The following is a 13960-nucleotide window of genomic DNA, read 5'->3' as shown; positions in this document are numbered from 1 at the left end:
CGCCACCTCCCCGGAGGCGGCGGCATGACCATTCCGCTACTGCTTCTCGCGGCGGCCTTCGCCCTGATCCTCGCCAACGGCTTCTTCGTGGCCGCCGAGTTCGGCCTCGTGACCGTGGACCGGCCCGACGCCGAACGCGCCGCCGCCGAAGGCGACCGCAGGGCACGCACCGTCGTCAAGGCCCTGGGTGAGCTGTCCTTCCAGCTCTCCGGCACCCAGCTCGGCATCACCATCACCTCCCTGGTGACGGGCATGCTCGCCGAGCCCGCCCTGGCCGCCCTGCTCACCGGCCCGCTCCGGGCGACCGGCCTGCCCGGAGGCGCCGTGTCCGGCGTCGCCGTGCTCGTCGGCATGCTCCTCGCCGCGGCCGTGCAGATGGTGGTCGGCGAACTGGTGCCCAAGAACTGGGCCGTCTCCCGCCCCCTCCAGGTGGCCCGCTTCGTCGCCGGCCCCCAGCACGCCTTCTCGCGCGCCTTCCGCCCGGTCATCGCGGCCCTCAACGCCGTCGCCAACCGGCTGGTACGCGCGCTCGGCGTCGAACCCGCCGAGGAGCTGGCCTCCGCCCGCACCCCCGGCGAGCTGGTCTCCCTCGTCCGCCATTCGGCGGAACAGGGAGCCCTGGAGCAGGACACCGCCGACCTGTTCGTGCGCACCCTCTCGCTGGGCGGCCTCACCGCCCAGCACGTCATGACCCCGCGCGTGAAGGTCAGCGCCCTCCAGTCGACCGCCACCGCGGCCGACGTGCTGAACCTGACCCGTGCCACCGGCCTCTCCCGCTTCCCGGTCTACCGGGAGCGCATCGACGAGATCGTCGGCGTGGTCCACCTCAAGGACGCCCTCGCCGTACCGGAGGCCGACCGCCTGCACAGCACCGTCGGCCGGATCTCCGTACCGCCCCTGCTGGTCCCGGAGACCCTGCCCGTCCAGCCGCTGCTCGAACGCCTGCGCAACGAGCAGCCGATGGCCGTGGTCGTCGACGAGTACGGCGGCACGGCCGGCGTCGTCACCCTGGAGGACATCGTGGAGGAACTGGTCGGCGAGGTCCGCGACGAGCACGACCGGGCCGAGGCGGAGACCCCCGAGCTGGCCACCGTGCCGGCCGAGGACGGCCGCCCCGCCTGGGACGCCGACGGCAGCTGCCGCGTGCACACCCTGCGCCGGATAGGCCTGGACGTACCGGAGGGCCCGTACGAGACGGTCGCCGGCCTGGTCGCCGACCTCCTCGGCCGCATCCCCGCCCCCGGGGACCACGCCGAACTCCCCGGCTGGCAGCTCTCGGTGCGCCAGGTCCGCCGCTACCGTGCCGACCGGGTGCGCCTGGTGCGCACCGCGCCGGCGCCCGGCGGCCCCGGCAGCCCCGGCAGCTCGCCCGAGGCGGAGATGGCGGTCAGCCGGTGAACACCCTCCAACTCCTCTTCGCGCTGCTGCTCGTGCTCGCCAACGGTTTCTTCGTGGCGGCCGAGTTCGCCCTCGTCTCGGTGCGGCGCAGCCAGATCGACCCGCTGGCCGCCACGTCCGCCCGCGCCCGCCAGGTGCTGTACGGACTGGAGAACCTGCCCCGGATGATGGCCGCCGCGCAGTTCGGCATCACCCTGGCCTCCCTGACCCTCGGCGCGGTCGCGGAACCCACCGTGGCCCGCCTGCTGGAGCCCGTCTTCCACTGGGCCCACGTGCCGCAGGGCCTGATCCACCCGCTCGGCTACGCCGTCGCCCTCGCCGCGGTGGTCTTCCTCCACCTCGTCGTCGGCGAGATGGTGCCGAAGAACCTGGCCATGGCGGCCCCCGAGAAGGCGGCCCTCTGGTTCGCCCCCGGGCTGGTCGGCTTCGCCCGGGTCTGCGGCCCCGTCACCACGGCCCTGGGCGCCTGCGCCCACCTGGTGCTCAAGCTGTTCCGGGTCGAGCCCAAGGACGAGGTGGAGGCCGTCTTCACCAGCTCCCAGCTGGGCCGGCTGGTCGAGGACTCCCGCCAGGCCGGACTCCTGGAGCCGGTCGAGCAGGAGCGCCTGGAGGACGCGCTGGAGCTCGGCAGCCGCCGGGTCACCGACGTCCTCCTGGACAGCGCCCACCTGGTCACCGTCGCCCCGTCGGCCACCCCGCGGGAGATCGAGCAGCTCACCGTCCGCACCGGCTACTCCCGGTTCCCGGTACGCACCGACAGCGGGGCCTTCATGGGCTACCTGCACGTCAAGGACGTACTGGACCTGGACGACCGGGAGCGGGCCGTGCCGCAGCACGTCTGGCGGCGGATGACCACCCTGTGCGCCAACCTGCCGCTCGACGACGCCCTGACGGTGATGCGCCGGGACGCCACCCACCTGGCCCAGGTCGCCGACCAGGGCGGCCGGATCATCGGCCTGGTCACGCTGGAGGACGTCCTGGAGATGCTGGTGGGCGAGGTCCGCGACCCCGCGCACCGCACCGCCGGGCTCGCCGGCGTCTGAGGCCCGGACAGGGGGTCCGGGCCGCCGCCTACAGGGGCGGCGGCTCGGACCGCCCCCGGTCCTGCGGCCCCCTCCCGGACAGCACCTCGCCGTACGCCTGCATCAGGTCCGCCAGGCGCAGCGTCGCGAGGTCCTCGCGGGTGGGCGTACCGGCGTACCCCGCGAGCCGCAGGTCCCGGTACGCGCAGCTCTTCTCGTACAGCGTGCGCAGGAACCTGCCGTTGCCCAGCTCGTCGATCCAGCCCTGGTCGACGACGTGCCCGCTGATGCTGCGCAGTTCGTCCAGGGCCTCCTCGTCCCACCGGTCGCCGTTCCCGTCGGCGAGCACCTCGCCGATGGCGGTCAGCTCCAGGGGGCGGTAGCTGGGGAAGTCCACCCGCGTGGTGAAGCGGGAGGACAGGCCCGGGTTGGTGGCGAGCAGCCGGTCCATGCCGGCCGGGTACCCGGCGAGGATCACCACGAGGTGGTCGCGGTTGTCCTCGGCGCGCTTGAGGAGCACCTGGAGCGCCTCGTCGCCGTACGCGTCGCCCTTGCTGTAGCCGGAGTTGGAGAGGCTGTACGCCTCGTCGACGAACAGCACCCCGCCCAGCGCCGAGTCGATCAGCTCGTTGGCCTTCACGGCGGTCTGCCCCAGGAACTCGCCCACCAGGTCGGCCCGTTGGGCCTCCACCAGGTGGTCGCCGCCCAGCAGCCCCAGCGCGTAGAAGACCCGGCCGAGGATCCGGGCCACCGTGGTCTTGCCCGTACCGGACGGCCCGGAGAAGACGAAGTGGCGTTTCGGCGGCTGGACGGGCAGCCCCTGGCCGGCCCGCAGCCGGGCCATGTGCAGCTGCGCGGAGAGGGCCTTCACCTGCCGCTTGACCGGCTCCAGGCCGACCATCCGCTCCAGTTCGGCCAGCGCCTCCGCCAGCAGCCCCGGATCGGAGGGCCCGGCCGGCAGCCCCGACGGCGCGGCCTGCGGCGGTACGGAGAACCGGCGGCGCACCCCCTCGCGCGGCACCCCCGACCCCACCGGCTGCCCGCCGAGCCCCGGACCGAACCGCGGCTCACGGCCGTCCGGCGGCTCCCCGCCCCCGGAACCGTCCGTCTCCGCCGGGCCGTCCAGGGCGTCCTGCCCGAGGCTGCCGGAGAGCGCCACGGCCGCCAGGTCGACGCCCGGGTCGTAGCCGCCCAGTCCGTCCGTGCCGTCCATCCCGTCGCCCTCGGCGATCGCGGTCAGCCGGGCGGCGGTGTCCATGAAGGCCGGGTCCACCCGGTGCACCGCGCGGTACAGGGGGAGTGCCGCGGCGCTGCGGCCGGTGCCCTCGTGGGCCCGGGCCAGCCAGTAGCGCAGTTCCTTGCGCTGCGGCTGCTCGCTGCGGCAGCGCATCAGGGCCGCCGACAGCATCGGCTCGGCCTGTCCGTACATCTCCAGCCGGACCCGCGCCATGCCGCCGAACAGGCCGGCCTCGATGCCCAGCAGCGCGTCGTCGACCAGCGGCTCGGTGTGCCGGACCAGCTGGTCCCAGTCCTTCACCAGGTAGGCGCGGCAGGCGTGCAGGAAGCGGACCTGCGGGTCGGCGTCCACCGGCGGCAGGCCGGCCAGCGCCTGGTCCAGCTCGGGTACGTGCCGCCCGTCCAGCCAGTGCGAGGCGTGCGCGAGTAACAGGTCCCGGCGGCTCTCCAGCACCGGCTGGACCCACCAGCCCAGCCAGTACCAGGAGTTCAGTGTGCGCCGGTGCCGGGCGCGCTGCTCGCCGAAGCGCTCGCGGTGGGCGTACATGCGCAGCAGCGCGTTCGTGGTGTCCACGCGCAGCGCGTGCAGCCCGAGCCACGCGTCGGCCATCGCGGGATCGAGTCGTACGGCCGACCTGAACTCCTCCTCGGCCTGCGGGTAGGCGCCCATCGTGTAGGCGTCCACTCCCCGCAGCCAGGCGAGTTCGGCCGGGGCGTGCGGGCTGCCCTGCGTGCCGAAGTCCATCCCATCCCCCACAAGCCTGCCCCCGTGGTGCGCGACCGAGCCCCTGCCCGGCTGCCGGATTGACCAAACCTCCGCGTCGAGGACGGGAGTTGCGCGACTGAGCCGTGAAATCCGTCGCATCGTACCTGCGGTGACGGTCCTTACACAGGCTGTCGTCGCCACCTTCCCGCGCGGGACCCGGGCGACGGTGGTGACGGAGGGTGAGGAAAGGGGGCGGTGGGGATGGCCGGAAAGCGCCCCGGGACAGAACGAAGCCCCCGATCACGGGGGAACAATCGGGGGCTTCGTGTCCGTGTCGGCCGTGGAAGGCCGCACATTGAGAACGTAAGACCTCCCCAGGGGCCAGGTCAAGCGGGAGCGGAGGGCTCCATCAGGTGCCTCCGCGGGCCCCGCTCAGGCCCGGGGCAGGTCGTGACCCTGAGTGACGGAACCGAGGATTCCCGGCGTCGCAGGAGCCCCGGAAGTCCACTCGTATCCCGTATCCCTCTGGTGCACCAGGGCGTCGGCGAAGGGGCGCGAAGGGTCGTCCGCGAAGTGCGCGCGCTCCGCGCGCTCCCACCCGTCCCAGAAACCGGACAGCTCTGCGCCGTCGCGCCGGCGGCCCCGGCCCCAGGACTCGGCCCGGGGGGTCTCCATCCACAGCAGCCCCGCCAGGTACGGGCGCAGCTCCCGCCGCCCCGCCCCGACCCCCTCCACGAGCACCACCGGCGCCGGCTCCAGCACCCGCTCGGGCCCGAAACGGCGCGCCACCCAGTCGTACGGGGACCAGTGCGCCGCCCGCCCCGCGGCCAGCGGCTCCAGCACCTGGGCCCGCAGCCGGCCGGTCCACGCGAAGAGCTCCTCGTGCGTGGCCACGTCGTCCAGGTGCAGCACCGGCGCCCCGCCCAGGGCCGCCGCGAGCCGGCCGGTGAAGGTGCTCTTGCCCGAGCCCGCGTGGCCGTCCACGGCGACCAGCCGGACCGGGCCGAGGGAAGGGGGCAGCGCGGCCAGCTCGGCGGCCAGGTCTTCGAGTCGGTGCACGCCCTCAGCGTACGTCGGGCCCCGACACGGCCCGCGACACGAGCCGCGCACCCTGGCAGCGGCCCCCGCGGGCCGGGATAGTGGCGGGGGTGCCGCGGCCGCACCGGGCCCCGCACCCGCCGGGGCCGTCGGCAGCCGCACCGACGCGGCGCCCGCCGCACCGGCGAGCCGGCGCCGCGCTCGCCGAACCCGCAGCACCAGCAGTACCAGCATCACCAGCAACGCCTGCAGCACCACCGCACCGACCGGATCCGACTGGGGGTTCCCCGCCGATGACCGCAGCCACGCCCCGCCGGGCCGTCCTGGCCGCCGCCCTCGCCGCCGCCACGGCGGCCTCCGTGCCCACCGCCGCCGGCGCTGACCCACAGCCGGGGGACGGGGCGGAGACGGGGGAGGAGCGGGAGACGGACGCCCCGACGGTCGACAACCGGTTCTGGTACGCCTACTCGCACTGGCGGTCGGGCGAGCACCACGGCACCGCCGCCGCCGGCGGACGCCGCCCCGGCCTGCTGATCGCCGCGCCGGAGGGACGTACCGACTACACCGACCCGCACACGGGCCGGACCGCCACCTGGGAGTACGCGACCTGGACCTCGCCCCGGCACCGGCCCGCCGTGCCCGCCACCGAGCTGATCGCCTCCTGGAACGCCTGCACCCCCGAGGGCACCTGGATCCAGGTCGAACTGTGCGGCGACTACTCCGACGGCACCACCACCCCCTGGTACGTGATGGCCCGCTGGGCCTCCGGCGAGGCCGACATCCGGCGCACCTCCGTCGACGGGCAGAAGGACGGCAAGAGCACCGTCTGGACCGACACCCTCTCCGTGGACGACCCCGCGGGCGGGCTGCGCCTGACCGGCTACCGGCTCCGGCTGACCCTCCACCGCGCCCCGCGCTCCGGCCTCACCCCGGTGGTCTGGCTGGCCGGGGCGATGGCCTCGGACGTGCCGGACCGTTTCACGGTGCCCGCCTCCCAGCCGGGGCCGGCGCGCGAGCTCGACGTACCGCGCTACTCGCAGGAGATCCACGCCGGCCGGTACCCCGAGTACGACAACGGCGGCGAGGCCTGGTGCAGCCCGACCTCCTCGCAGATGGTCGTCGAGTACTGGGGGCGCGGCCCCGCGGCGGAGGAGTTGGCCTGGGTCGACCCGTCGTACCAGGACCCGCAGGTCTGCCACGCGGCGCGGCGCACGTACGACGCCCAGTACAAGGGCTGCGGCAACTGGCCCTTCAACGCCGCCTACGCCGCCACCTACGAGGGCCTGGCCGGAGTGGTGACCCGGCTGCGCTCCCTGACCGACCTGGAGACCCTGGTCCGGGCCGGCATCCCGGCGATCACCTCGCAGTCCTTCCTGGCGGGGGAGCTGACGGGCGCGGGCTACGGGACGGCCGGGCACCTGATGACGGTGATCGGCTTCACGGCCGCCGGCGACGTGGTGGCCAACGACCCGAACTCGGCCTCGGACCCGGCCGTCCGCCGGGTCTACGCGCGCCGGGAGTTCGAGAACGTCTGGCTGCGCACGAAGCGGCACAACACGGCCGGCAAGGTGGTCTCGGGCTCCGGCGGCGTCTGCTACCTCTACGCCCCCGCCCGCCCGGCCCCACGCCAGCTCGCCGCCCTCCGCGAGGTGGGCGTCCTCTGACCGATTCGCCTGCGGCGGGTGCGCGGAGTCGGGCTGAATGGACGGATCGGACCGACGACGCGACGGGGGCGGGGCGGTGTTCCCACACATGCGGGGGCCGGGGAAGGGGCCGAAGCGGCCGACGGCGCCGGAGGGCCCGGACGGTCCGGAAGCGCCGCACGCCGACGCGCCGCGGAACCGCGGCGCCGGGACCCCGCTCCCGCCGCCGCCGACCCCGATGGCGGACGGGACGGCCGCCCCCGGCTGGAGCGCCCGGCGGCCGGAGCCTCCCCACGACCCCTTCGACGCGCACCTCCCGGAGGGCCCGTCCCTCGCACCGGAGCCACCGGGACACCCGACCTGGCCGACCGCGCCCGAGGCACCGGACGCCCCGGACCGACGGGGGGCATCGGCCGCCCCGGGGAGCCCCGGCCGGCCGCCCACCGCCCCCGGCACCGCCGGCTCGGCCCCCCGGCCGGAGGATCCGCTGTACGACCCGCTGGCGGCGCTGTTCGCCGCGTTGTCCAGCCCCGTCGCCGACGGACCGGACGACCTTGCCCACGGTCCGGGCCGACCGGCCGGACCCGTCGTCGCGGAGCCAGGCTCCCGCCAGGACGGCTCCTTCGAAGACCCGGAGCGCAGGAGCGGCGAGGCCGTCACCGGGCCGGTGCCCGGGCGGGAAGGGGGAGTCGGGAATCCGGGATCCGGGCGGGACGCGCTGGACGGGGGCATCGGCTCAGATGGGGCTCACGCGGAGCCTGGGCCTGGGTGGGAGGAGCCGGTCGGGGAGCCGGGGTCCGGGCGGGACACGGCCTTGGGCGGGCCGGGGTTCGGGCGGGACGGGGCTCTCCGAGAGCCTGCGCCTGGGTGGGAGGAGTCCTCCGCGGAGCCGGGGTCTGTACGGGATGTGGCCTTCGGCGGGCCGGGGTTCGGACGGGACACGGCCTTGGGCGGGCCGGGGTCCGGGAGGGATGTGGCCTCCGGCGGGCCGGGGCCCGGGATCGAGGAGCCCTTCGGGGAGACGGGAGCCGGGCGGGAAACGGCCTTCGGGGGGCCGGGGTCCAGGTGGGACGAGGGCCTCGACGAGCCGGGGTCCGGGCGGGACGGGCGATTCGACGAGCCGGAACTCGGCCGGAGCGGCGCCGGCGCGCGCGTCGGGGACCCGGGGCCCGAGCGCCTGCGCCGGGCCGGCCGGGGCGACGGGCCCCCGGACCGGGGCCCGGCGGATCGCGGCGCGGAGCGGTGGCCCGAGGACCCGCCCCGGCCATCCGGCCCGGCGGACCGGGCAGCCGGCACGGCCGGCTTCGCCGCCGCCCTCGCCGTCGTGGCCCTCCGGCAGGCGATGGAGGACGCCCTGGCGGGGGTCGACCGGGTCCGCCTGGCCGGACGCCTCGGCCTCGACCCGGAGAGGATCCCCGGGCTCCTCCGCTCGCCCCACAAGATGTCCCGGCAGTCCCTGGACCTGCTGATGGCGGCGATCGGCGGGCCCGACCGGCCCGCCCTCACCCCCATGGAAAGGACCCGGCTGCGGGTCAAGCACGCCGCGGCGCTGCTCCAGGCCGCACCCACTGAGTTCGAGGCCCAGGACACGCGCCTGCGGCACGACAGGGCCGTCGGCGAGGCCGCCCGCCTCGAAGCGGCCCTGGAGTCCACGCGGGCCGAACTCACGGAGGCCCGCAACGCCGGTACGCGGGCCGGACAGGAGATCCAGGCCCTCCGGGAGCGCATCGACACCCTCACCCGGGAGCTCGCGGCCGCTCTGGACCGCATCACCGCACTCCAGCGCCGCATCGACGAGCTGGAGGCGGAGCTCACGCGGGCGACGGACCCGGCGGACGCCCCCGCGCTCGCCGCCGACCCGTGGCGGGCCGCCAAGGTCCTGGCGGCCGTACGCGAGCCCGGCCACCGCGCGGGGCTGGCGGCCGGCCTCATCCGGGAACTGGACGGGCCGCATGCCGTCGCCCTCTTCCTCACCGAGCTGCTCCACCGCACCGGCCCGGAGGCCATTGCCCCCGTCCTGGAGCAGGCGATGACCACGATCCCCGTGCCGGTGCTCGCCACCCTGCTCACACCCCGGCCGGAAGGCCGCGGACCGGAGGGCCCCGCGCCGGCCGGCCCCCAGGACCCGCCCGCCGGACCCCCGGCCGACGCGTCGGCCACGCCCCGGGTCGGCGCCCGGCCCGGCGGCGGCCGCGAGGACGGGGCGCACGAGGCTCCGGGCACCGGGGACGACAGGCGGCACGTGGGCACGGTCACCCCGGCCACCCCGGCCGGATCGGCCACCGAGCCGGCCGACCGGCTCCGGGACGGGCTAAGGGACCGGCTCAGGGACGCGCTCCGGGACCTCCTGCTCCTCACCACCGGCCGCCACCTGGACGCGCAGGCCCTCGCCGCGGTCGCCTACCTGCTCGCCGAGCAGCAGCACCACGGGACCGTCAAGCGGCTGCTCACCGAGGCCGCCCAGGAGGACGACGCGGACGTCGCGGACGTGTCGGCCGCCCTCGGCGCGCTGACCGGCCCCCACCTGCGCGCCGCCGCGGCCGCCCGTACCCCCGCGAAGACGGCCGCGCTGGCCTCGCACCTCCTCGCCGCCGGACGCGACCACGACGCCCTGACCGTGCTCCGCCCGGACCCAGGACCCGCCCCCGCGTGACGAACGTCTCTACCCGCGCACCCGGATCGGCTGGCACATTGGACGGACGTCGGGGGACGTTCACTGCCAGACGACCACAAGCGAGACATCATGACCGCGAACACCGCTGCCCTCACCCGCGCCCGGAAGCTCGTCCGCACCGGCGGTCCCAAGGACGGCCACAAGTGGCTGGAGCACGTCGCCGGCTGGACGCTGGTGGTCGTCCTCGCGATGTTCGTGACGCAGACCGGACTGCTCTAGCCCCACCCCCTGCGGCGGCTGCCATACTGCGGGCAACCTGAGGCAGTTCGAGGCAGGGGCCGGATTTGAGTAGAAGTCAACAGCGCGGAACCACCGAGCGTTCGCAGGCCCGCAGGGCCGAACTCATGGCGACCGGACGGAAGTTGTTCGCCGACACGGCGTACGACGCGCTTTCCATGGACGACATCGCCCAACACGCCGGTGTCGCCAAGGGGTTGATCTACTACTACTTCAAGAGCAAGCGCGGCTACTACCTCGCCATCGTCGAGGACTCCGTCGCCGAGCTGCTCGCCCGCGCCGGCAGCGACACCGGGCTCCCCCGCGGGGAGCGGGTGCGCCGCACCGTCGACGGCTACCTCCACTACGCCCAGCACCACCAGGCCGCCTACCGCACCATCGTGACCGGCGGCGTGGGCTCGGACGCCGAGGTGCTCGCCATCCGCGACGCGGTCCGCGAGGAACTGGTCGCCGCCATTGCCGAGGGTGCGTACGGGCGTCGTTCCGTGCCCCCGCTGGCCAGGCTCGCCCTGATCGGCTGGCTGGGCGGCGTCGAGGGGATCACCCTCGACTGGATCGCGCCCGGTACGCCCGGCCCCGTACCCCCGCGGGAGGAACTCGCCGCCCTTCTGGTCCGGACCTTGCGGGGCACCCTGACCGTGATCGAGGAGTTCGTCCCGGAGTGCCCGGCACCCCCTCCTTCCTAGGGTTTCCCGCGGTTACCCCTAGTCGATCTTGGACCCGTGACGCGGCGGGGATTGTCGGGCATACTCGACCCGCCGCAGCCGCTGATCAGTCCCTTCCGTGACCCGGGAGGGCAGCATCGGCTGTGAGAGCACAGAACATCCGGCGCCGCGGCCGCACCCTGGACGCGTCGTCGCAGTGCCCGACCAGGGAGGAGAGCGCCGCCATGACCGACCGCGCCCCGCAGCCGGTGGACCGACAGCTGCCGACCGAGGAGTCCCGTGACCTCCTCGCGCTCGTACGCGAGATCGCGCAGCGAGAGATCCGGCCGCGCGCCGCCGAGGAGGAAGAGGCCGGCCAGTTCCCGCGCGAGGTCTTCTCCCTGCTGTCCGAGTCCGGGCTGCTCGGTCTGCCGTACCCGTCCGACTTCGGCGGCGGCGACCAGCCGTACGAGGTCTACCTCCAGGTCCTGGAGGAGCTGGCCGCGGCCCGCCTGACCGTCGGCCTCGGCGCCAGCGTCCACACCCTGGCCTGCCACGGGCTCGCCGGCTTCGGCACCAAGGAGCAGCGGGCCGAGCACCTGCCGGCCATGCTCGGCGGTGGCCTGCTGGGCGCCTACTGCCTCTCCGAGCCCTCCTCGGGCTCCGACGCCGCCTCGCTGAGCACCAAGGCCGTGCGCGACGGTGGGGACTGGGTGATCAACGGCACCAAGGCCTGGATCACCCACGGCGGCATCGCCGACTTCTACACCGTGCTCGCCCGCACCGGCGGCGAGGGCCCGCGCGGCATCACGGCCTTCCTGGTCCCGGGCGACGCGCCGGGCCTGAGCGCCGCCGCCCCCGAGAAGAAGATGGGCATGAAGGGCTCGCCCACCGCCCAGCTGCACTTCGACGACGTACGGGTCCCCGACTCCCGCCGCCTCGGCGAGGAGGGCCAGGGCTTCACGATCGCCCTCGCCGCGCTCGACTCGGGTCGCCTGGGCATCGCGGCCTGCGCGATCGGCGTCGCGCAGGCGGCGCTGGACGAGGCCCTGGCGTACGCGGGCGGGCGGCAGCAGTTCGGCCGGCCCATCTCGGACTTCCAGGGGCTGCGCTTCATGCTGGCCGACATGGCCACCAAGATCGAGGCGGGCCGGGCGCTGTACCTGGCCGCGGCGCGGCTGCGGGACGCGGGCAAGCCGTTCTCGCGGCAGGCGGCCATGGCGAAGCTCTTCTGCACCGACGCGGCGATGAGCGTGACCACGGACGCGGTGCAGGTGCTGGGCGGCTACGGCTACACCCAGGACTTCCCGGCCGAGCGGCTGATGCGCGAGGCGAAGGTGCTCCAGATCGTCGAGGGCACCAACCAGATCCAGCGCATGGTCATCGCCCGTCACCTGGCGGGTCCGGAGAGCCGCTGACGCGGTTTGTGGTCCTGCGGCCTTCGGCCTGCGGCTTGCGGCCCGCGGCTGCGGCCGGCAGCCGGCGGCTCAGAACGGGTCGCGGCCGCCGGGCCAGACCGGGGACGACGTGAGCCGGGACCACTCCGGATCGCGGCGCCCCGGGAGGGTGCGCCCGTCGGTCGCCCAGCGGGCGAGCAGGGCGCGGTAGATCGGCGGGTCGGCCGGGTGGTGCTGAACCGATTCTTCGTACCCGGGCGACGTCGGCTTGCGTCGTCGCCCGGTGCTGGGAGCGGACTGCAGCATGGTCATGACGGGCCAACGCGTCCCCCGCCCCCCAGGTAATCCCCACCCGAGGGCGCCCATCCGTTCGACGGGTACCCAGGGCCACCGGGGGCCGGTGCAGGCCTGGGGCCGGGGTCAGGGGTGGGGGTGTTCCTTGTGCCACTTCCAGTCCCACAGGGCGTTCAGGCGGTGGTCGGGGCGCGGGAAGGTGTCCAGCGGGCCGATGCGCGCGTACGCGTCCTGCGTGCGCGGGTCGTTCCGGCGGGCCAGGCCGTAGCCGCCCTCCAGGCGGATCCGGGGGTCGTCGAGGTCGTCGAGCAGGGCCGCGAGGGCGTCGAGGACGGCCGGGTCCTCGTCGGCCGACTCGGACAGCGCCGACGCCGCGACCAGCCGCACGCCCGGGTCCGGGTCCCGTACCAGGGTGAGGAGCTCCCGCCGCGCCCCCGGCGTCAGCTCGCCCCGCCAGCCGCCGCCGAGCACGGCGGCCACCGTGCCCCGGACGTCCGGGACGGGGTCGCGCGCGAGCGCGCGGAGGGCCGCGGAGGCCGCGGGGCCGTCCGGCGGGTGGAGGAGGGCGGCGGCCCGGGACCGCACCCGGGGGTCCGGGTGGCCGGTGTGGCGCAGCCCGGCGGCCACCAGCCCCGCGTGGTCGTACTCGGAGCAGGCGAGCAGGACCGTCTCCAGCACCTCCGCGTCCGGCTCCGCGGCCGCCCAAGCAGTGAGCACGGCGGCCGCCTCCTCCTCGTACAGGTGGGCCTGGGGGCCCGTCACCGCCCGGGCGAACAGGAAGTGGGCGGCGAACCTGCGGTGGGCGGGGGAGGGGTGCCGGCCGTGGGCGACCACGGCCGCCCAGGTCTCCTCGTCGTGGCGTCCGACGAGGGCGTAGGTGCACGCGGACCGGTCGACGTGGTCGTCGTCGGGGTGCCGGACGGCGCGGGCCACCAGCTCGTCGACCGGCGTCAGGATCTGGAAGGCCCGCTCCAGGTCGGTCAGGACCGCACCGTGGCCGGCGCGCACCGCGTGCCCGCCGAGGGCGACCTCCTCGACGTGGCCGTACCCGTCGTCCTGGACCGGCCGGATCGCGGCGGTACCCGTCGCGCCCGTACGGCGGCGCAGCTCCGCGACCGCCCCGGCGTCGTACCAGGTCCTGGCCTCGGAGAGCGCGCGTTCCCGCGCGGTCTCCGGCAGCCGGAGCAGTGGCTCGCGCCCCAGGACCGCTCCGACCACCGCCGGTGAACCGAGGGCCACGGCGCGGAGCAGCGGGGTCGTGCCGTCCGGCAGGGTCCGGTCCGGGTCCGCGCCGCACTCCACCAGTACGGCGGCCATCTCGTCGTCGTACGCCGCCACGGCCGCGCACAGCACGGGGAGCCCGTCGGGGCCGGGGGTGTCGGGATCCGCACCCGCGTCGACCAGATCGTGCACCGCCCACACGTCGCCCCCCGCGAGCACCACGGAAACCAGCCGCCCGCCCGGCTCCACCCACGCGCTGTCACCGCGGGTGCCGTCCCGGCCCCCACCGTCCCGGCCCCCACCGTCCCGGCCCCCACCGTCCCGGCCCCCACCGTCCCGGCCCCCACCGTCCCGGCCCCCACCGTCCGGGCTCCCGCCGTCCCCGCCCGCAGCCGCTTCGAGGACCGGCTCCGCCGCCCCCTCCCGCGCCTCGCGCGCCTCCTCCGCCGG

Annotated in this window: 11 protein-coding genes; 7 read left to right on the top strand and 4 right to left on the bottom strand. The window is 75.6% G+C overall.

The window, feature by feature from the left end:
- The first annotated feature begins 24 nt into the window (after positions 1-24).
- Entirely contained in the window at positions 25-1398 is a 1374-nt protein-coding gene (locus ACIQUQ_RS22195) for a hemolysin family protein (RefSeq protein ID WP_403978403.1), read from the top strand.
- Positions 1395-2441, top strand: coding sequence for a hemolysin family protein (locus ACIQUQ_RS22190; protein WP_403978400.1), 1047 nt, complete (start codon positions 1395-1397; stop codon positions 2439-2441). Before ACIQUQ_RS22195 ends, ACIQUQ_RS22190 begins: the two co-directional genes overlap by 4 nt.
- Before the next feature lie 28 nt (positions 2442-2469).
- Here ACIQUQ_RS22190 and ACIQUQ_RS22185 read toward each other — a convergent pair whose 3' ends face one another.
- Positions 2470-4401 carry an AAA family ATPase gene (locus tag ACIQUQ_RS22185; RefSeq protein WP_403978397.1) on the bottom strand — a complete coding sequence of 644 codons (1932 nt, stop codon included), beginning with the start codon at positions 4399-4401 and terminating at the stop codon, positions 2470-2472.
- A gap of 393 nt (positions 4402-4794) precedes the next feature.
- Positions 4795-5421, bottom strand: coding sequence for a uridine kinase (locus ACIQUQ_RS22180; RefSeq protein ID WP_403978394.1), 627 nt, complete (start codon positions 5419-5421; stop codon positions 4795-4797).
- Positions 5422-5693: 272 nt separating this feature from the next.
- Here ACIQUQ_RS22180 and ACIQUQ_RS22175 point away from each other — a divergent pair, with 272 nt between their 5' ends.
- From ACIQUQ_RS22175 to ACIQUQ_RS22155, 5 genes are all read left to right on the top strand, one after another.
- Complete coding sequence (locus ACIQUQ_RS22175; RefSeq protein WP_403978391.1) at positions 5694-7064, top strand: peptidase C39 family protein; 1371 nt, start codon at positions 5694-5696, stop codon at positions 7062-7064.
- 1303 nt (positions 7065-8367) lie between these two features.
- Positions 8368-9696, top strand: a complete 1329-nt coding sequence (locus ACIQUQ_RS22170; protein WP_403978388.1) for a hypothetical protein — start codon at positions 8368-8370, stop codon at positions 9694-9696.
- 90 nt (positions 9697-9786) lie between these two features.
- Positions 9787-9936, top strand: coding sequence for an SCO1431 family membrane protein (locus ACIQUQ_RS22165; protein ID WP_403665606.1), 150 nt, complete (start codon positions 9787-9789; stop codon positions 9934-9936).
- A gap of 125 nt (positions 9937-10061) precedes the next feature.
- A complete protein-coding gene (locus ACIQUQ_RS22160) occupies positions 10062-10640 on the top strand; it encodes a TetR/AcrR family transcriptional regulator (RefSeq protein WP_403978385.1) in 579 nt (192 codons plus the stop codon).
- Between the two features lie 203 nt (positions 10641-10843).
- On the top strand, positions 10844-12016 hold the full coding sequence (locus ACIQUQ_RS22155; RefSeq protein ID WP_403978831.1) for an acyl-CoA dehydrogenase family protein: 1173 nt from the start codon (positions 10844-10846) through the stop codon (positions 12014-12016).
- A 69-nt stretch (positions 12017-12085) separates the two neighbouring features.
- Here ACIQUQ_RS22155 and ACIQUQ_RS22150 read toward each other — a convergent pair whose 3' ends face one another.
- Positions 12086-12307 carry a hypothetical protein gene (locus ACIQUQ_RS22150; protein ID WP_399947340.1) on the bottom strand — a complete coding sequence of 74 codons (222 nt, stop codon included), beginning with the start codon at positions 12305-12307 and terminating at the stop codon, positions 12086-12088.
- A gap of 108 nt (positions 12308-12415) precedes the next feature.
- Positions 12416-13732, bottom strand: a complete 1317-nt coding sequence (locus ACIQUQ_RS22145) for a HEAT repeat domain-containing protein (RefSeq protein ID WP_403978382.1) — start codon at positions 13730-13732, stop codon at positions 12416-12418.
- Positions 13733-13960: the final 228 nt, after the last annotated feature.

The organism is Streptomyces sp. NPDC101118, assembly GCF_044759445.1.
In the GTDB taxonomy this organism is placed as follows: Bacteria; Actinomycetota; Actinomycetes; order Streptomycetales; family Streptomycetaceae; genus Streptomyces.
Note: the sequence above shows the minus strand (reverse complement) of the source record. Positions and strands in the feature narration are given on the sequence as shown.

Bases quoted from the DNA above. Each gene is read 5' to 3' on its own strand.
- ACIQUQ_RS22160 (WP_403978385.1), top strand. From the start codon at position 10,062: ATGGCGACCGGACGGAAGTTGTTCGCCGACACGGCGTACGACGCGCTT.
- ACIQUQ_RS22185 (WP_403978397.1), bottom strand. From the start codon at position 4,401: ATGGACTTCGGCACGCAGGGCAGCCCGCACGCCCCGGCCGAACTCGCC.
- ACIQUQ_RS22155 (WP_403978831.1), top strand. From the start codon at position 10,844: ATGACCGACCGCGCCCCGCAGCCGGTGGACCGACAGCTGCCGACCGAG.
- ACIQUQ_RS22150 (WP_399947340.1), bottom strand. From the start codon at position 12,307: ATGACCATGCTGCAGTCCGCTCCCAGCACCGGGCGACGACGCAAGCCG.
- ACIQUQ_RS22165 (WP_403665606.1), top strand. From the start codon at position 9,787: ATGACCGCGAACACCGCTGCCCTCACCCGCGCCCGGAAGCTCGTCCGC.
- ACIQUQ_RS22175 (WP_403978391.1), top strand. From the start codon at position 5,694: ATGACCGCAGCCACGCCCCGCCGGGCCGTCCTGGCCGCCGCCCTCGCC.
- ACIQUQ_RS22195 (WP_403978403.1), top strand. From the start codon at position 25: ATGACCATTCCGCTACTGCTTCTCGCGGCGGCCTTCGCCCTGATCCTC.